This window comes from Loktanella sp. D2R18 (assembly GCF_003318235.1).
Taxonomy (GTDB): Bacteria; Pseudomonadota; Alphaproteobacteria; order Rhodobacterales; family Rhodobacteraceae; genus Yoonia.
In genome coordinates this window covers 43,670-61,054 of record NZ_QOCG01000014.1, presented here as the reverse complement: position 1 = coordinate 61,054, position 17,385 = coordinate 43,670, and the positions used below count along the sequence as shown (strand labels likewise).

The following is a 17,385-nucleotide window of genomic DNA, read 5'->3' as shown; positions in this document are numbered from 1 at the left end:
CGCAATATGCTGACACTGAATAAATTCTATATTGATGGCGCATGGGTGGACCCGGCGTCTGACGCAACAATGCCCATCATGAACCCCGCGACCGAAGCCCAAATCGGGACGGTATCAATGGGCAATAGCGAAGATGTCGATCGCGCGGTGGCAGCAGCCAAACGTGCGTTTGAAACGTTTTCAATGACCACTAAGGAAGAACGCCTCGCGCTGCTGAAAAAGCTGCGTGTCGCAACAGAGGCGCGAATGGGCGATCTGGCAGAGGCGATGACCGCAGAAATGGGTGCGCCAGCGACGATGTCTTTGGGTGTGCAAGCCGACGCGGGCTTGGGCCACTTGGATCATTTTATTACGGCGCTTGAAACTTTGGACGAAGAAGAAATCTTGTACAATGGCGATATCATCAGCCATGAACCGATTGGTGTTTGCGGTCTGATCACACCGTGGAACTGGCCGATTAACCAAATTGCGCTTAAGGTTGTGCCTGCTTTGGCAACTGGGGCGACTTGCGTGCTAAAACCTTCAGAGCACACGCCGTGGTCTGCGCAAATCTATGCTGAAATCGTGGATGCCGCTGGCTATCCCGCTGGTGTTTTCAACCTTGTGCAGGGTGATGGGCCATCGGTTGGGTCTGCAATGTCGCGCCATCCTGATATTGCGATGATGTCCTTTACCGGGTCCACCCGCGCGGGCACAGCTGTATCAAAGGATGCGGCTGACACCGTCAAACGCGTGACGCTCGAATTGGGTGGCAAGTCACCTAACCTTGTTTTCGCCGACGCTGATTTGGACAAGCGGATTAAGGAAAGTGTCGAAGGCTGTTTTTATAACACGGGCCAATCATGCAACGCGCCCACGCGCCTTTTGGTGGAACGCAGCTGCTATGATGATGTGCTCGAGATCGCGAAATCTGTCGCCTTGACACAAGAAGTTGGCGATCCAACGCAAGAGGGCGACCACATCGGGCCTTTGTTCGATAAAATCCAATATGACCGGGTGCAGGCCATGATCCAAATGGGGATTGACGAAGGCGCACGGGTTTTGGTCGGTGGTCTTGGGCGTCCTGACGGGATCAACAAAGGCTGGTTCGTGAAGCCTACGATTTTCTGTGATGTGGATCACGATATGCGGATTTCACGCGAAGAAATCTTTGGTCCGGTTTTGGTGATCACGCCGTTTGATACAGAACAAGACGCCATCCGCATGGCCAATGACACAGAATATGGATTGGCCGCATATGTGCAGACAAGTGACCCAGAGCGCGCTGCGCGTGTCGTGCGTCAACTGCGTGCGGGAACGATCCAGATCAACGGGCGCGGACCTGACTATGGATCACCTTTTGGTGGCTATAAACAGTCTGGCAATGGCCGCGAAGGTGGGATGCTTGGTCTAGAAGATTATCTTGAGGTAAAGGTGCGCCCGCCGTTCGTGGCGTAAATAGATCAATAAATTCAAAAAGATGCGGCGCGGGGTTTGATCCCCGCGCCGTTTTTTTATGCAGATTTCGATGCAATCCGGTAGGTGCTGCGCATCGCGGCGCGGTCGGTGTAGCACCCGCGCAAATGGCGACTGCCACTGTCGGCGACATAGCCTTCGCGCCCGTGGACGATCCGGTGGTTATCAAACACCACGCAATTTCCGGCCTCGGATTTGAATTTCAGCAAAAACCGGTCTTCTTGCATCATGCGAATGAACTTGATGAAGGCCGGGTAATAGCGATCAAGAAGGTCTTGGGGCAGATCCATGTTGTCCTGAAGATGCTGAGAAATAGTCACCCCGGTGACATTGCCGTCCTGATCAGTTTCGATCACACGCTGATGCGACCGGTAATCAATCTTATCGTGCCGATAAAAGAACGGAATCTTATGTGCCGCAAGCATGTCGAACGCGTCTGGATCTTCTTCTTTAAGCGCCATCGCAACCGCGACGCCGTCTAAAAACAGTGAAAGGCCGCCGTCGACCGTATTCTCAAGGCAATGCAAGAACTGCACGCCTGGGGCCGCTTCTTCGCCGGGCAGGTCGGTGTGCATTTCAAGCGGACCCGCCGTAAAGGCAAGGTTTGTTGGCTCAATTTCAACGCGCACGTTAAAGAACAACCCTTCGCCCGATGGGGTAACCGGGCCGATTGCCTTGACCAGATTGGGCAGGGAATCTTCCGTTGGCTCCATTTCGGTGACGATGGCGATGCCGTCCTCGATCAATGCGCGGGTCAGCTCGGCGCGACCGGCAGCTGTGTTGATCACCTCTGCCTGCGGGATGCGAGGGATGTTGGGCAAATGGTCGCTATACCAAACCTTACGTGGGATAGCCGCAACATCTGCGGCCCGGCCAGTTGTCGCAACACTTTCAAGCAGTGCAAGCGGGACCTCGCTTGGGCAGTCTTCGGCTTCCCAATCGATCACGAGCATATCATCTTTGACCGACAGGGCCTGCGCCTTGGGGGCGCTGGCAAGCTGAGACACGTCAAAGATACGTTCGCGGGTTTGGGGGTCAATGCTGGAATTACTCGCATCACGGAGCCAGTAATAGTTAAAGTATTTAGGGCCACTAGACAGCGGTACGATGACCCCGTTGTCCTGCAATTCAAACTGCGTGTTCATCATGGTCTTGATCTCGTGATATGGAGGTTGGCGTTAATTAGCGTAGGTGTTTTTTTCATCATCAAGGATGGCGCGGATTTCGGCCAAATGGGCCTCTGCCTGGCCGGGATAATCATCTAATTCTTTGGCTGTTTTTTCCGCGACTTCATCAGAAAGAACGCGCAGCTTTTGCCCGGTTTGCAAAGCGCGCACATAGGTCTCTGCAGCACGTTCAAAGTAATAAAGGCGGTTGAATGTGTCAGCGACATCGCTGCCAATGACCAAGACGCCATGGTTGCCCATGATCATGACTTTTTTCGCGGGGTCCGAGAGCATTTCAGCGCAGCGGATGCCTTCGGATTCGAAAGCCAAACCACCAAATTCCTGATCGATCACGTAACGGTTATAAAATGTCGCTGTGTTTTGATCGATTGGGGGCAGGGTGCTATCGGCGAGGCAGGCCAACACAGTCGACCAAATCGAATGGGTGTGCATGACACAGCGTGCGTGGGGACACAAACGGTGCAATGATCCGTGCAGGCCCCACGCGGTTGGGTCGGGCGCGTTAGGTTGATCCAGAACATTCGGGTCATTGGCGTCCAGCAAAAGCAGGTCAGATGCTTTGATGCGCGCAAAATGGGCTTGGTTTGGGTTAATCAGGAATTGCGTGCCATCATCATTCACCGCAAGACTAAAGTGATTGGCAACGCCTTCGTGCATGTTGAGCCGGGCAGCCCAGCGGAATGTCGCGGCAAGGTCCGCGCGCTCTTTCCAGTGGTCCATGTTTTGATGTGTCATCTAATCACTCCGCTAAAACGGGTTTGCTTAACCCTGTTGGTATAACTTCGTAGCCTTGTTCTTCTGGTTCATCGTCCGTCAGTTCCAGCGGGAATCCCGGCGCAGTCACATCCAAACCCGTCGCGTCTTCGAGGCGACGAATAATATTTGGTGACAGTTCGCGGTCGCCGTATTTCGCGATTCCATCGTCGAAAATTTGCACCATCAAAGGGCTGATTTCCAACGGAATATTGGCGTCTTCGGCTAGCTTTTGAAACAGGCCGATGTCTTTTTTTACAAGGTCCATCGTGAACGAAATATCGCGCGATCCGTTCAAGATAACCTGACTTTCGGTTTCATGTACAAATGACGTGCCCGAGCTGATCTTCATCGCTTCATAGGTCGTGTTAAGGTCAATACCTGCGGCTTTCATTGTCACCAATGCTTCACAGCAGGTCAGCAAATTTGCGGTCGCAAGGTAGTTTGTCATGACCTTGAGGGTCGATGCTGACCCGATTTCGCCTGTGTGCAAAACCCGGCGCCCAAGAGTTGTTAGAATTGGCAGCATCCGTTCAAATGTGGGCCGGTCGCAGCCTGCAAAGATCGAAATATTACCGGTGTCGGCGCGATGGCACCCGCCCGATACAGGGCATTCAATCGCTGATCCGCCTTTTTGTGCAACCAATTCCGCAAGGCGTTTGACCTCGGACACTTCGGTAGTGGACATTTCCATCCAGATTTTCGTGTCATTTACTTCGGGCAACATTGCTTCGACCACTGTGGCGCAGGCCGCTGGTGACGGCAAACAGGTGATCACCGCATCGCAATCGCGCATGAGTTCGGCAGGGCTTTGTGCGGCTTTTGCACCTTTTTCGACAAAATCCGCAACGAGATCAGGATTTAGATCCAAAACCGTGAGGTCAAATCCATTCCGCAAAAGGCTTCCGGCAAGTTTACCGCCGACATTGCCTAGTCCCACAAATCCCATTTTCATATATTCGTTCCCCGATTGGTTTATTACGCGCGTCACCAAAGGTTTGCGCGATGCGGAGAACGATGTGAAGCAAAAGATTTACGCCCTTTGGGGTCAGTTTATTAACGCGTGGGGGTAGGGAGAAGAGCACGAGAGAAAAGGCACAGATGTGCGAGCACAAGCCATGTTGTTTTGAGCGGACCTTATGCATCAACACGCAGCAGCGACACAGTTGCCCGCTGCTGATGTGTCATACTTTCTGGCTTTGGCTTTGCTGTTGTTGGACGTTTAAATGCATCACTTCATCAAAGGCATTGCGCAGCGCTGTGGACCAACCAACAGACAGCCGTTGATAGTCAGGGTCCTGCTTGGAAATGCGGCGGTTTTGCGAAAATTGCAATTTGTCAGTCTCAAGCACCGAAAGATCCAAAGGCATGCCAACCGAAAGGTTTGAACGCAAGGTTGAGTCCATTGAAAGAAGGGCAGCGGTCACCGAAACATCCAGTGGAGTTTCGGGCGTAATGATCCGGTCTAGGATCGGTTTACCGTACTTATGTTCGCCGATTTGGAAATAGGGTGTCTCAGCCGTTGCTTCTATAAAATTGCCAGCCGTGTAGACGTGGAACAAACGCGGGGCACCGCCTGCGCGTTGCCCGCCGACAAGGATTGAGCTCATGGTGCTTTCACCGGTTTGCGTCATGCCGGGGCCATAGCGGGTTTGCACAACTTGCATCGCATCACCAACAAGTTCCGCGATCCGAAACATTGAAGGCGCAGAAAGAATTGTTTCTAAGCCATTTTCCGGGTGGTCGATATTTTCTTGCAGCAGCGAAATCACGGCTTGCGTAATCGCAAGGTTGCCTGCGGTCATCAACGTGATGCAACGGTCACCCGGAACTTCCCAAGTGAACATCTTTTTGAACTTGGCAATGTTATCGAGACCCGCGTTTGTGCGTGTGTCCGATAGAAATACCATCCCGGCATCAAGTTTGATTGCGACGCAATACGTCATTTTTTGCTCCAGTAGAGAAACGTTCAGAGCCGTTCTATGAGGCATCTGGACACGTGTCGCAAGTTGATCGATGTAAACGATACAACGAATTCACAAATTTTTTATGAAGCGTCAGGCTCCGGGATCGCGCCAAACCCGAACGCCACAGCTGTCATGCGCGCTAAGTTATTGGTTTCCAATATAAAGTTTGTTAACCATTCGTGTAACCCACGGGCAAAAATATCTTCGAGTGCAAGTTGATCAATCGCCCGACTTTGCAATTTAACCTGGGCCAGCAACTTTTGCTGAAGCCCTACATTGCCTTTGGTTAATGACGTCAATTCAAAGTCGAGTTGTTCGAGTGCGGTCCGTAAGGATCTTGGGCTTTGTGGGTTGAGCACCAAAAGATCAACCACACCTTCTGCATCTGGGCTACGCCCATAGGCGTGCCGAAATGCTGTCGCAGAATTGGCAGCTCGCAAAATTTGAAGCCATTGCAGATAATCGAACCCACCACCGACATCGGCGACTTTGGGTAGAAGAACATGGTATTTGACATCCAAGAGGCGCGCCGTCGCGTCAGCCCGTTCAAACCATTTCCCGATTTGCACAAACCCATAGCGATCATCGCGCATCATTGTGCCTAAGACCGACCCGATGATCAACGCGGCCCGGCCATGTGCCCAGTCTAAAAATGCGTTCAGGTTTTTGCGGTCAAATTCGTTGTGAAGATGTTTTTTCAACTCTGATTGTGTCTGGTTGATCGCTTCCCAAACTTCAGAGGTCAGTGACGGGCGCACGGCTTTGGCATTTTGTCGTGCTGCAAGAATACAAGACACGATGGACGATGGGTTTGTTTCGTCGCGGACAAGATGTTCACGGACCGTGGTTGATGTTGCGGATTCCGGATCGTCTGGAAAGCTGTCCGAACATCCCGATGCGATCACGATTGATGTCCATTCGCTCGATGTGGCCCCATCTTGACGAGGTAATGCGTCCAACCTGCGCCCGGCATCTAAAAGCCGCGCTGTGTTATCCATGCGCTCCACATAGCGCGACATCCAAAAAAGCCCTTCTGCGGTCCGACTAAGCATGTGATGTCCGATCTGATAATACCCATGTATCTTTGACGCCACCGCCTTGGCTTGAATTCACCACGAGCGATCCGTCTTGCAGGGCAACACGGGTTAACCCGCTTGGAATAAGCGATGTTTGGTTGCCCGAAATCACAAATGGCCGCAGGTCAACATGGCGCGGCGACATACCGTCAGGCGTCAAGATCGGCGATGTCGACAATGCGAGCGTCGGTTGTGCAATATAGTTGTTGGGACGCGCGATAAGTTTGGCGCGAAATTCTTCGACTTGCGCGGCCGTTGACGTTGGGCCGATCAGCATCCCGTAGCCACCTGACCCGTGGACCTCTTTAACGACGAGTTCTGATAAATGTTCCAGAACATAGGCTAGCTCATCCGGGCGTTCGCAACAATATGTGGTTACGTTTTCGATGATCGGCTCCTCGTTCAGATAGAACCGGATCATTTCAGGGACATAGGTATAGACAGATTTATCATCGGCGATGCCTGTGCCTGGAGCATTAACCATTGTGAGATTGCCCGCTTTCATCGCGCGAATAATTCCAGGTACACCAAGAGTGCTGCCCTCAAAGAACACCTCGGGGTCCATAAATTCATCGTCCAGCCTGCGATACAGCACGTCCACACGTTGGGGGCCGTTTGTTGTGCGCATATATACAATGTCATTATCAACGAACAAATCTGACCCTTCGACCAGATCAATCCCCATAAGGTCGGCCAAAAAGTAGTGTTCGTAATAGGCTGAGTTATATTGTCCGGGGGTCAAGAGCGCGAGGGTGGGTTTGCCGGGGCAGTTTGCAGGTGCACAATCCTGCATCGCCGCCGCTAATAGTTCGCCGTAGCCATCGACAGGACGCACGCGCCCACCTTCGAAAAGGTCAGGGAACATGCGATGCATCACCTCGCGGTTCTGCAATACATAAGAGACGCCCGAAGGGGTGCGGCAATTGTCTTCGAGAACAAAGAATTTGTCTTCCTCGGTGCGGACAATATCAACACCAATGATATGCGACCAAATATCGTTGGGCGGGCGGTAGCCATTCATCTGTTTAATATAGGCAGGATTGTTGAGGATCATCGCTTCGGGCATGATCCCTTCTTTCACGATATTCCGGTCGCCGTACACGTCGGCAATAAAGCAGTTCAGTGCTTTGGCGCGCTGGATCGACCCGCGTTCGACAATTGACCATTCTTTTTCATTGAAAACACGCGGCACCATATCAAATGGGATCAGTCTGTCAGGATCGCTGCCTTCGGTATAAACGGCGAAAGTAATGCCGATGCGGCGGAACATTTCTTCGGCTTCTGCCTGACGATCCAAAAGCGCCGTTGGACCGTGTTTTTTTAACCACGCATCGATCACTGCGTATTCGTCACGCAGGCCCGATCCGCGAAACATCTCATTATACATACTACTTCCTGACGTTTTTTTGTGCATTTGACCTTTGTTGCGGCTTGGAAAAGCGCCTAACTGTTTTCATCGTTCAGGAAATAACATCTAATAGTCGAAACCAAGCCCATTGCGGCGTTTAGCGAGGAAATAGTTCACACATGTCTATAAAAGTGGCACTTTCACATAAAACAACCTACACTTATGATCGATTGGTCACCCTCGCACCGCATATTGTTCGGCTTCGCCCAACCCCGCATACGCGCACACCGATCCTGAGTTATAGTCTAACGGTAGAGCCAAAAACGCATTTCTTGAACTGGCAGCAAGACGCATTTTCAAACTGGCAGGCCCGGACCGTGTTTACCGAACCCACGCGTGAACTATCGGTGACCGTTGATCTGGTTGCGGATATGGTGGCGATTAACCCATTTGACTTCTTTCTTGATGCCAGCGCCGAAGAAGTGCCGTTTTTGTATGATAAAGCGTTGGCCCGTGATTTGCGCCCGTACCTTAAAAAAATCGCGCGCGGGGCAATATTTGATGAATTCGTGGCAAATGCGCCGCCTCAAACGGGCCAGACAAACAACTGGTTGGTGGCGATCAATCAATATGTAGCTGATGCGGTCGCCTATACCATTCGTATGGAACCGGGCGTGCAATCGCCAACTGAAACGATCAAGAAGGCGCTTGGGTCATGCCGTGATAGCGCATGGTTGTTGGTCGCGCTGTTTCGGAGCCTTGGCTATGCGGCGCGATTTGTGTCGGGCTACCTGATCCAGTTAACTGCAGACCAAAAACCGATTTCGGGACCGTCCGGCCCAACCGAAGATTTCACCGACCTGCACGCCTGGACAGAGGTGTACCTGCCCGGCGCGGGCTGGGTCGGAATGGATCCGACGTCAGGGCTGTTTGCGAGTGAAGGCCATATTCCCGTGGCTTGCACGCCTGAGCCAAGTTCGGCTGCTGCGATTACCGGCGCACACGACATGGCCGAAGTTACGTTCGGCTTTGAAATGTCTGTGCAACGGATTGCAGAGCCCCCACGTGTCACGCGGCCTTTGTCGCCGGATCAATGGTCTGAAATCGACCAGGCGGGCCAAACCATTGAGACCAAGCTCAAGGCGCAAGATATGCGGCTGACCATGGGGGGCGAGCCGACCTTTATATCGGCGCATGATCGTGATGGGGCTGAATGGACAACGGATGCGGTCGGCCCGACCAAACAACAACACGCCGATGAATTACTGCGTCGTTTGCACAAACGGTTCGCGCCGCATGGTATTTTGCACCACGGACAAGGCAAGTGGTATCCCGGCGAAGCATTGCCGCGATGGGCCTATTCGATCATTTGGCGCGGCGACGGGCTACCGCTTTGGTCTGATGTTGATTTGATCGCGAAAGAGGGCACAGGCACCGCCACATCGGAAACAGCCAGCGATTTTGCGTCAAAGCTCGCAGAGAACCTTGGGTTCGATGATGAGTATGTTCATGAAATCTACGAAGATCCGCTGCATTTCATGGGGACAGAGGCGCTTTTACCTGAAAATGTGACCGCCGAAGACAGTGAATTGTCAGACCCGCAAGAACGTGCGCGTCTTATCCGTATGATGAACAATGGCTTAGATAAACCATCTAGCTTTGCGATCCCGCTACAACTTGCGCAGGCAAAGGCATCGTCGCATCGTCGGTTCAAATGGGCGTCTGAACGCTGGACGACGCGGCGCGGTAAGCTGTTTTTGACGCCCGGCGATAGCCCCGCAGGGCTGCGTTTGCCGCTTGCAACATTGCGCAAGAATGAACGCAACAAACAAGGGAAACGCCACCGCGTGGATAAACCGTTTGTCCGCGATCCGATGACACGACGCCCACCGCTGCCCGCGCGGCAGGTTATGCAGGCCGCATCTGGTGGCGCGACCGGGCCGGCACAAGATTATGACGCAAATCATTGGTTGCGCGACGTCGGCAGCTCTGACGACTGGATAGCGGGTGGTCAGACGTTCTGGGAAGAAGGCACACCCATCCGCACCGCGCTGACTGTTGAAGTCCGCGCAGGGATTTTGCACGTCTTTATGCCGCCCACTGGATCAGCTGATGAATATCTTGATCTGGTCGAAGCCGCCGAAGATACCGCCAAAGACATGGGGCTGACCGTGCGGATCGAAGGTTACGAACCACCACGTGATCCGTCAATCAACGTCATTCGCGTCACCCCAGATCCCGGCGTGATCGAGATCAACATTCACCCGGCCAGCAATTGGAATGGGCTGCGCGACATTACAGAGGCGCTGTATGAAGAAGCGCGCCAATGCGAATTGGACAGTTTTACCTTCATGGTTGATGGGCGGTTGACCGGCTCTGGCGGGGGCAATCATATCGTTGTTGGCGGGCAAACTGCTGCCGACAGCCCGTTTTTGCGCCGCCCTGATCTTGCGGCCTCTGTCGTGCGCTATTGGCAGCGGCACCCGTCGCTTTCCTATCTGTTTTCGGGCACTTTTATTGGGCCCACATCGCAGGCGCCGCGATTTGACGAAGGCAGGTCTGGCAATGTCTATGAAATGGAAATCGCGCTTTCAGAATTGCAGCGGATGCAAGACAGCGGGCAGGGGTTCCCTTGGTTGTCTGACCGGATCTTGCGGCATTTGCTGACGGATTTGACCGGCAATACGCACCGCGCAGAAATCTGTATCGACAAAATGTTCTCTCCCGATAGCCCAACAGGGCGTTTGGGGCTGGTGGAGTTTCGCGGGTTTGAAATGCCGCCGCATTGGCAAATGTCGATGGCGCAGGGGCTGATCATTCGCGCGCTTTTGGCGTGGTTCTGGGACACGCCCTATACAGAACCGCTGATCGATTGGGACAGCGATCTGCATGATAAGCACCTATTGCCGCATCATGTTTGGGATGATTTCCAAGAGGTGCTTGCTGATCTGACGCAGGCCCACGGGTTTGAGTTCCGCCCTGATTGGTATGATGCGCAGTTTGAATTCCGCTTCCCCGAAGTCGGCACCACCGAGGTCGAAGGGCTTACCCTCAGCCTGCGCAATGCAATCGAGCCTTGGCTGGTCTTGGGCGAAGAAAGCAGCGCCGGCGGTACGTCGCGCTATGTCGATAGCTCCCTTGAGCGTGTTGAGATTACTGTCGCGGGCCAATGGTCTGATCGCTATATTTTGACCTGTAATCAGGTCGAAGTGCCCTTACGTGATTACGGGGCTGACATGCGCGGGGCGGGGATTCGGTTCCGCAGTTGGCAACCTTGGTCATCGCTGCATCCGACAATTCCGGCTCATGCGCCGCTTGTGTTCGATCTTTATGATAAAACGATTGGGCGCTCTGTTGGCGGGCTGACCTATCATGTCGCGCACCAAGGCGGGCGGGCACATGAAACCCGTCCCGTGAATGAGCTCGAGGCCGAAGGCAGACGCCGTGTACGTTTCGTACCCGGGCAGCACACGCCAGAACGCTTCACGCCGATCCGCCCGCGCGAGAACACGCATCAGTTTTGGACGTTGGATCTACGGTTTACCTGACTTTAGGGGCCGTGGAAGCGGCCCCATACCCCGCTACCTACCGATGACCAATTCGGCCTTCAGCCCGCCAAGGTTTTCACAACGGCTTAGCCGTAGGACACCGCCATGGGTGCGTGCAATATCGGCAACAATCGAAAGGCCCAAACCTACGCCACTGCCTTTGTCCTGGTTGCGGGCAGGGTCAAGCCGAACAAAGGGGCTCATCGCGTTGTCATATTGTTCAGGCGGAATGCCGGGGCCATCGTCAGCGACCCAAAACCGGACTGCGCGATCTGTGACGCTCACGCCGATTTGTGCGCGATCGCCATAGCGCAGGGCGTTGCCCACAAGATTATCCAAGGCACGCCGGATTGCGGTTGGGCGCAGCGGAACGGGGATATCGCCGCCTTCGATGCGGTCAAGGGTCAGCGCATCGCCCATGCGTTTGTGACTGGCAAGCACACCGCGCACGATGTCACCCGGCGCTGTATGCGCGATTTCGTCACTGGCATCACTGCGCGCAAAGTCCAAAAACGCATCCAATAGGCGCTGCATCTCGTCGACATCTTCAATCAGCGGTGCGGCGTCTTCTTCGTCTAAGAACGACAGGCCAAGCCGCATACGCGTGAGCGGGGTGCGCAAATCATGACTGACCCCCGAAAGCATCAAGGTGCGACTTTGGATTTGGCGTTCTAGCCGGTTGCGCATATCAAGAAATGCCGTCCCCGCCGCGCGCACTTCAACGGCGCCGGTGGGGGTGAAATTGGTGATCCGTCCACGCCCATAATCGGTCGCGACTTTTGCCATGCGTTTGATCGGGCGGAGCTGGTTGCGTAAAAAGATAAATGCAATCGCAGTCATAAATGCGCCCATCACAACCATGATTACCAGTAGTTGGTGCGGGTTTGAGGCAGACACCCGCCGCCTGCTAAACTCGAACCGCAGCGGCCCGTGCCGCGTTTCAATCCATATGACCACGACGCGGCGATCCGCCAGTGATACTGCTAAAATCGGATCAATGCGGTTCCGCAGCGTCGCGATGACCGAACTTCCGGTGAGATCAACAAAGGGTATTTGGTCTTGTGACGGGATATCATTGGCGGAAAACACGGCAGCAATTTGCAGGGCCATGCCAATACGGCCAGCAACCTCACCCGCCGCCTCAATATCAGGCGCGGCGTTCACACTTTCAATCATATAGTCGAGGTCGATAATTTCTGCGCTTGTCATTAACTGTGTTACGCCTTCAAAGTGGCGCTGAATAAAGACGACGGAAATCAACAATTGCAGTAGCAAAACTGGCAAAATCAAGATCAGGGCAGCGCGCGCATAGATGCCGCGCGGCATATAGGTTTTGAGCCAACGGAAAATCATGGGGCAAGGGTACCGTTATCACCTTTAAACGGAAAGCGCAGAATATGACGCATCGCGAAAAAATGCCGCCTATTGGCATCGCCGAACAGCTGCGACCGGGGCTGCAACGGATGTTAGCCCCCAATGCATCGCCTATGACCTATTGGGGCACAAATACTTATATTCTGGGTGAAAACGACGTCGTAGTGATTGATCCCGGCCCCGATGATCCAGCGCATCTCAACGCATTACTGCAAGCGTTGGATGGCCGCAGGGTCGCACATATCTTGGTTACGCACAGCCATTTAGATCATTCAGGGCTTTGTATGGCGCTGGCCAAACAAACCGGGGTGCCAATCGCTGGATTTGGCGATAGTGAGGCCGGGCGCAGCGATATCATGACCGCCCTTGTTGCCGCGGGAATGACGCAAGGTGGAGAAGGCGTAGACAAGGGGTTTCGACCCGATGCCTATCTGGCTGACGGCGCCAAGATCAACGGCCCGTGGGGAGAGATAACCGCGATCCACACGCCGGGCCATATGGCGAACCACCTGTGCTTTGCATGGGGCGATGATATATTTACGGGCGATCACATCATGGGCTGGTCGACATCGCTGATCTCACCACCCGATGGGGATTTGACAGCATTCATGCAGTCATGTCGCAAGCTGCAAGATATCCCTGCAGTACGATATTTTCCGGGCCACGGAGCGGCAGTGTCCCAACCGGAAGAACGGCTCGCGTGGCTCATGACCCATCGCCAAGACCGAGAAGCGCAAATTCTTTCCGCGTTAAGGCAGGGCGCAGCGAAGATTCCCTCCCTGACAGAATCGATCTACCGCGACCTTTCGCCCGGGCTACTGCCAGCAGCACAGCGAAATGTCTTTGCGCATCTGATTGATCTCTGTCAGCGGCATGTCGTTTTTGCGACCCCAAACATCGGATTTGACGCAAAATTTCAGATAAATGATGCGGCTGAATTGCCCGTCACAGGAATGTAAAAAAAACGCACAAAACCTCTGGACGCCGGGAATACGCATTGCTATACGGCCCGCAGATGTTCCGACGTAGCTCAGTGGTAGAGCAGTTGACTGTTAATCAATTGGTCGTAGGTTCGACCCCTACCGTCGGAGCCATAATAAGCCTTCAAGCTCAATAGCTTGAAGGCTTTTTTGCTTTTATGCCGTCAATGGATTTCAACCGAATAAAAGATATTGCGTTCCCGCCCCGATACCACATTTGTGGACTTGCCCCGGTTTAGTTCTGCTCTCTTTCGAGCAATGTTTGCTATGAAGGCGACGAGATACACAGACGAGTCTCGACGTTGAACAAATGGGTTCAGAAGCATCAACACGGTGATCTGATGTACAGCCCGTACGAAGACGTTGAGAAAGAAAATGAACGCCCTCGCAAAGAAGTCCGCTTGCTGCGCGAGGAGAGTGACATGGATACGAACACTGGTTGGGCTTGCACCTACAACGGTTTTCGAGAACGCCCGGTTCGACCACTCTGGCACCTCTCCTTGACGGCGTCAGCAAATAGGATCGTATCCCCTGTGCAAGAGAAATTCCCGTGGTTTTCGCGGGTTAGGTGGGTTTTCTAACGCGTCCAGTCTTGGCTTTCGCACAATTGGGCTTATGCTACGCTGCAACTGAATATCGAAGGAATTGACCATGTCACCCATTAAATTTGTCGTTCTTACATGTGGTTTTTTGGCTGCTTGCGATCAAACCCCACCGATTGTGGTCGAAGACAATCTGCCGCTTGATGATCCGCGCCAGCAGGCCTTAGTCATGAGCGAATGTGCCATTTATTACGCGGCTGTGGCCAAGCTCGAAGCGGACAGCCTGTCCGCCAACGGCAACCCGACCAAAGATTGCCCCGTAGAAGCCCGCGCGCGCTCCGCTGACATCAACCCAATGGTCAGCGTCCCATCCGTGACTCCGGGCTACCCCGAAACGCTTTACCAACGGATGATCGCACGCGGCATTCCTGCGGATATGGCGGCAGAGATCGCCAAATCCAAAGCCTTCTGGGACCTCGTCGCACAACGCGATTCCGCCTACGCGAACTTCTAAGTATAGGTGGGCACCGATGAACGTTTATGCGAAGCGTAACAGGTTTAACGCACTCGTCGGATCAACGATGTTCCTACTATCGCAGGGTACAATAGGAAACTCTGCCTGTATTGATGCCGGAACAGTTACTCTTGGCAACGACACTAGAGCAGTAGATTTGTGTATGTTGGACAACTGCGCGACAGCAATATTGTCTAAAGTGTGCGGTAACATACACTACTCTTCCCAAAACTATGAAGCTGGAGCTGACCTGTGGCTTTTCAGAGTCAGGTATCATCAAAATGGGAACGAAGACGATGAATACAGCATCATCCTTAACGGAACAAAAATTTACAATACAGCAGCGCGGCAACTGACGTGCGTTCATGCGCGCGGTGCAGAAGGCTGTGAATTCATTGATGAGGTTTTGGGCAACAAACTCTCTGAGTAGATTGTGGGTGCAAGCCCTGGCCCTCGTGGAGTGATTGCTGTTCTAACCAACGTGAGGACGGACCTAATGTCCCATGATCCGAACGTATTAAGAATAGACCATCAAAGCTGTGATCAAGGCCTCGGGGCTTGTTTGATAAAGCGCTTGATCGCTGCGTAGTTGGATCAGCCGGGCAGGGCGGTCTTCTGTCGCGATCCCCGCGATATCCATTGCGCGGGTGATATGATCGCCGCCACCATTTACAATATCCATCATGATTGCTGTGTGGTTGGATTTCACGTAAACTTCGACCTGACCCCGGCGCTGATTATAGGCGGCATTGCCGATCCCGGTGCTGATCGCGGAAAACGGCAGCAGCAACGGGTTGCCAATGTGATTTGCCTCTGTGCTACATCCGCACAGGATGGTAAGGGCAATCAGACTGCGTTTCATCGTGTTTTCGCCCGTTCTATGGGTTGACTTGTAAGGGTATTGGTCAGATAAGCCGCCATCCGTACAAGTGTTTTGTGCGGGTGTAGGTAAAATTACGCCCATTGGGCGCGCTGTTTACAGGCGGCTTTAGCCACCAACGCCGGAACAATCCGGGGCCTCAGAGACGCGAAAAACGAAGGAAGATCATATGTTTGCGGTTTTGAAAACCGGCGGCAAGCAGTACAAAGTCGCTTCTGGCGACGTGCTCCGCGTAGAAAAGCTGGCGGCGACCGCTGGCGAAACAGTTCAATTCAACGAGATTCTGATGGTTGGCGCCACTGTTGGCGCGCCTTTGGTTGCAGATGCTGGCGTTCAAGCCGAAGTCATCGACCAAATCAAAGGTCCAAAGACGATCAATTTCGTAAAACGTCGTCGTAAGCACTCTTCGGCGCGTAAAAAAGGCCACCGTCAGCAACTGACATTGGTGCGCATCGGCGATATCCTTGAAAGAGGCGCAGACGCATCTGGTGTTAAAGCTGCTGTAAACGGCGCGGGATCAGCTGTTGCTGCTGCACCTGCTGCAAAAAAAACGGCGCCTAAGAAAGCTGCGGCACCTAAGGCAGCCCCAGCGGCAGCCGGTTCTGACGATTTGAAACAATTGTCCGGTGTTGGCCCCGCACTTGAGAAAAAATTGCACGCGGCTGATGTGACAACATTCGCACAGATCGCAGCATGGACACCCGAAGATGTAGCTGCGATGGACGAAAAACTGTCTTTCAAAGGCCGCATCGAACGTGAAGGCTGGATCGCGCAAGCGGTTGAGCTGGCAAAAGGCTAAGGAGAGACACCAATGGCACATAAAAAAGCAGGCGGTTCATCCCGTAACGGGCGCGACTCAGCTGGTCGTCGCCTTGGCGTGAAAAAATTCGGTGGCGAAGTTGTCATTCCTGGCAACATCATCATGCGTCAGCGCGGCACAAAGATGTGGCCGGGCATGGGCGTTGGCATGGGCAAAGATCACACAATCTTTGCAACCGTCGAAGGCAACGTACAGTTCCACAAAGGCCTGAAGGGCCGTACCTTTATTTCGGTTCTTCCCGTGGCGGAGGCCGCTGAATAAGCCGAATACCTTAAGGTTGAATTTTAGGGGGATCGGCGAGAGCCGGTCCCCTTTTTCGTTCATACTCTTGCCACTATATCAATTTAGACGTGCTGATGATGGTCGTGTTTTCGAGGAGGGAAAACAGTGATTCACGAAGAGATTACAGTTCAAGAGACAATAACCGCCGCGCGTTTCGTGCTGCGGCCATGTCGTAAATCCGATGCAGGATTGATCGCGATGTATGCGGGCGATGAACGCGTTGCGCGTGGCACACGCAGCATTCCACATCCGCTGCCACCCGGCACGATCGAAGCGATGATCGACCGGGCAGGTGCTGCCCACCGGACCGAAGACATCTGGGTCATCGACGGATCAGCACAGGGCCATGCCGAGGCCTTGGGGCTCATCAGTCTTGAACGCATGGACCGCAACCAGTCTGAAATCTTCTATTGGATTGCGCCTGCCTTTTGGAACACTGGGCTGGCCTCAGAAGCGGTGCGCGCACTGATTGCCGCCAATCCGCATCATTCGAAAACCATTTTCGCCGAAGCATTTCAGGACAATCCGGGTTCGGCCCGTGTGTTGACCAATTGCGGCTTTGACTATCTTGGGGATGCTGAGGCATTCTCTGTTGCGCGCAACGCAACCGTATCAACATGGACTTACACGCTGAAAATGGGCGCATAGCGTGGCGCGCG

15 protein-coding genes and 1 tRNA gene are annotated in these 17,385 nt (G+C 53.5%); 8 read left to right on the top strand and 8 right to left on the bottom strand.

What is annotated here, in order from left to right:
• Positions 1-6 precede the first annotated feature (6 nt).
• Positions 7-1,437: an aldehyde dehydrogenase family protein gene (locus DS901_RS09515; RefSeq protein WP_113776709.1), complete on the top strand. Its 1,431-nt coding sequence runs from the start codon at positions 7-9 to the stop codon at positions 1,435-1,437.
• A gap of 56 nt (positions 1,438-1,493) precedes the next feature.
• Here DS901_RS09515 and DS901_RS09510 read toward each other — a convergent pair whose 3' ends face one another.
• The 6 genes from DS901_RS09510 to DS901_RS09485 form a co-directional block, all read right to left on the bottom strand.
• Complete coding sequence (locus DS901_RS09510; protein WP_113776708.1) at positions 1,494-2,603, bottom strand: TauD/TfdA family dioxygenase; 1,110 nt, start codon at positions 2,601-2,603, stop codon at positions 1,494-1,496.
• A gap of 30 nt (positions 2,604-2,633) precedes the next feature.
• On the bottom strand, positions 2,634-3,377 hold the full coding sequence (locus DS901_RS09505) for a class II aldolase and adducin N-terminal domain-containing protein (protein WP_113776707.1): 744 nt from the start codon (positions 3,375-3,377) through the stop codon (positions 2,634-2,636).
• A 4-nt stretch (positions 3,378-3,381) separates the two neighbouring features.
• Positions 3,382-4,350: an NAD(P)-dependent oxidoreductase gene (locus tag DS901_RS09500; protein WP_113776706.1), complete on the bottom strand. Its 969-nt coding sequence runs from the start codon at positions 4,348-4,350 to the stop codon at positions 3,382-3,384.
• Positions 4,351-4,579: 229 nt separating this feature from the next.
• Positions 4,580-5,341: a peptidase gene (locus tag DS901_RS09495; protein WP_113776705.1), complete on the bottom strand. Its 762-nt coding sequence runs from the start codon at positions 5,339-5,341 to the stop codon at positions 4,580-4,582.
• Positions 5,342-5,442: 101 nt separating this feature from the next.
• Positions 5,443-6,414, bottom strand: coding sequence for an alpha-E domain-containing protein (locus DS901_RS09490; protein ID WP_113776704.1), 972 nt, complete (start codon positions 6,412-6,414; stop codon positions 5,443-5,445).
• A complete protein-coding gene (locus DS901_RS09485; protein ID WP_113776703.1) occupies positions 6,407-7,825 on the bottom strand; it encodes a circularly permuted type 2 ATP-grasp protein in 1,419 nt (472 codons plus the stop codon). Before DS901_RS09485 ends, DS901_RS09490 begins: the two co-directional genes overlap by 8 nt.
• A 140-nt stretch (positions 7,826-7,965) precedes the next feature.
• Between DS901_RS09485 and DS901_RS09480 the strand changes: the two genes are divergently transcribed.
• Complete coding sequence (locus DS901_RS09480; RefSeq protein WP_113776702.1) at positions 7,966-11,334, top strand: transglutaminase family protein; 3,369 nt, start codon at positions 7,966-7,968, stop codon at positions 11,332-11,334.
• Between the two features lie 33 nt (positions 11,335-11,367).
• Here DS901_RS09480 and DS901_RS09475 read toward each other — a convergent pair whose 3' ends face one another.
• Positions 11,368-12,687: an ATP-binding protein gene (locus DS901_RS09475; RefSeq protein ID WP_113776701.1), complete on the bottom strand. Its 1,320-nt coding sequence runs from the start codon at positions 12,685-12,687 to the stop codon at positions 11,368-11,370.
• Between the two features lie 44 nt (positions 12,688-12,731).
• Here DS901_RS09475 and DS901_RS09470 point away from each other — a divergent pair, with 44 nt between their 5' ends.
• The 3 genes from DS901_RS09470 to DS901_RS09455 all read left to right on the top strand — a co-directional run bounded on the left by DS901_RS09470 (position 12,732) and on the right by DS901_RS09455 (position 14,744).
• A complete protein-coding gene (locus DS901_RS09470; RefSeq protein WP_113776700.1) occupies positions 12,732-13,667 on the top strand; it encodes an MBL fold metallo-hydrolase in 936 nt (311 codons plus the stop codon).
• A gap of 60 nt (positions 13,668-13,727) precedes the next feature.
• A tRNA-Asn gene (locus DS901_RS09465) sits at positions 13,728-13,802 on the top strand.
• A 537-nt stretch (positions 13,803-14,339) separates the two neighbouring features.
• On the top strand, positions 14,340-14,744 hold the full coding sequence (locus tag DS901_RS09455; RefSeq protein ID WP_113776698.1) for a hypothetical protein: 405 nt from the start codon (positions 14,340-14,342) through the stop codon (positions 14,742-14,744).
• 517 nt (positions 14,745-15,261) lie between these two features.
• On the opposite strand, the gene DS901_RS09445 is transcribed toward DS901_RS09455, so the two are convergent.
• On the bottom strand, positions 15,262-15,606 hold the full coding sequence (locus tag DS901_RS09445; protein WP_113776696.1) for a hypothetical protein: 345 nt from the start codon (positions 15,604-15,606) through the stop codon (positions 15,262-15,264).
• A 187-nt stretch (positions 15,607-15,793) separates the two neighbouring features.
• Here DS901_RS09445 and DS901_RS09440 point away from each other — a divergent pair, with 187 nt between their 5' ends.
• The 3 genes from DS901_RS09440 (at position 15,794) to DS901_RS09430 (ending at position 17,374) form a co-directional block, all read left to right on the top strand.
• Entirely contained in the window at positions 15,794-16,423 is a 630-nt protein-coding gene (locus DS901_RS09440) for a 50S ribosomal protein L21 (protein WP_113776695.1), read from the top strand.
• 12 nt (positions 16,424-16,435) lie between these two features.
• Positions 16,436-16,705, top strand: coding sequence for a 50S ribosomal protein L27 (gene rpmA / locus DS901_RS09435; RefSeq protein ID WP_090197892.1), 270 nt, complete (start codon positions 16,436-16,438; stop codon positions 16,703-16,705).
• Positions 16,706-16,831: 126 nt separating this feature from the next.
• The gene (locus DS901_RS09430) at positions 16,832-17,374 is read left to right on the top strand and encodes a GNAT family N-acetyltransferase (protein ID WP_113776694.1); all 543 of its coding nucleotides are present in this window, start codon (positions 16,832-16,834) and stop codon (positions 17,372-17,374) included.
• The last annotated feature ends 11 nt before the right edge of the window (positions 17,375-17,385 follow it).

Bases quoted from the DNA above. Each gene is read 5' to 3' on its own strand.
- DS901_RS09515 (WP_113776709.1), top strand. From the start codon at position 7: ATGCTGACACTGAATAAATTCTATATTGATGGCGCATGGGTGGACCCG.
- DS901_RS09510 (WP_113776708.1), bottom strand. From the start codon at position 2,603: ATGATGAACACGCAGTTTGAATTGCAGGACAACGGGGTCATCGTACCG.
- DS901_RS09505 (WP_113776707.1), bottom strand. From the start codon at position 3,377: ATGACACATCAAAACATGGACCACTGGAAAGAGCGCGCGGACCTTGCC.
- DS901_RS09500 (WP_113776706.1), bottom strand. From the start codon at position 4,350: ATGAAAATGGGATTTGTGGGACTAGGCAATGTCGGCGGTAAACTTGCC.
- DS901_RS09495 (WP_113776705.1), bottom strand. From the start codon at position 5,341: ATGACGTATTGCGTCGCAATCAAACTTGATGCCGGGATGGTATTTCTA.
- DS901_RS09490 (WP_113776704.1), bottom strand. From the start codon at position 6,414: ATGCTTAGTCGGACCGCAGAAGGGCTTTTTTGGATGTCGCGCTATGTG.
- DS901_RS09485 (WP_113776703.1), bottom strand. From the start codon at position 7,825: ATGTATAATGAGATGTTTCGCGGATCGGGCCTGCGTGACGAATACGCA.
- DS901_RS09480 (WP_113776702.1), top strand. From the start codon at position 7,966: ATGTCTATAAAAGTGGCACTTTCACATAAAACAACCTACACTTATGAT.
- DS901_RS09475 (WP_113776701.1), bottom strand. From the start codon at position 12,687: ATGATTTTCCGTTGGCTCAAAACCTATATGCCGCGCGGCATCTATGCG.
- DS901_RS09470 (WP_113776700.1), top strand. From the start codon at position 12,732: ATGACGCATCGCGAAAAAATGCCGCCTATTGGCATCGCCGAACAGCTG.
- DS901_RS09455 (WP_113776698.1), top strand. From the start codon at position 14,340: ATGTCACCCATTAAATTTGTCGTTCTTACATGTGGTTTTTTGGCTGCT.
- DS901_RS09445 (WP_113776696.1), bottom strand. From the start codon at position 15,606: ATGAAACGCAGTCTGATTGCCCTTACCATCCTGTGCGGATGTAGCACA.
- DS901_RS09440 (WP_113776695.1), top strand. From the start codon at position 15,794: ATGTTTGCGGTTTTGAAAACCGGCGGCAAGCAGTACAAAGTCGCTTCT.
- rpmA (WP_090197892.1), top strand. From the start codon at position 16,436: ATGGCACATAAAAAAGCAGGCGGTTCATCCCGTAACGGGCGCGACTCA.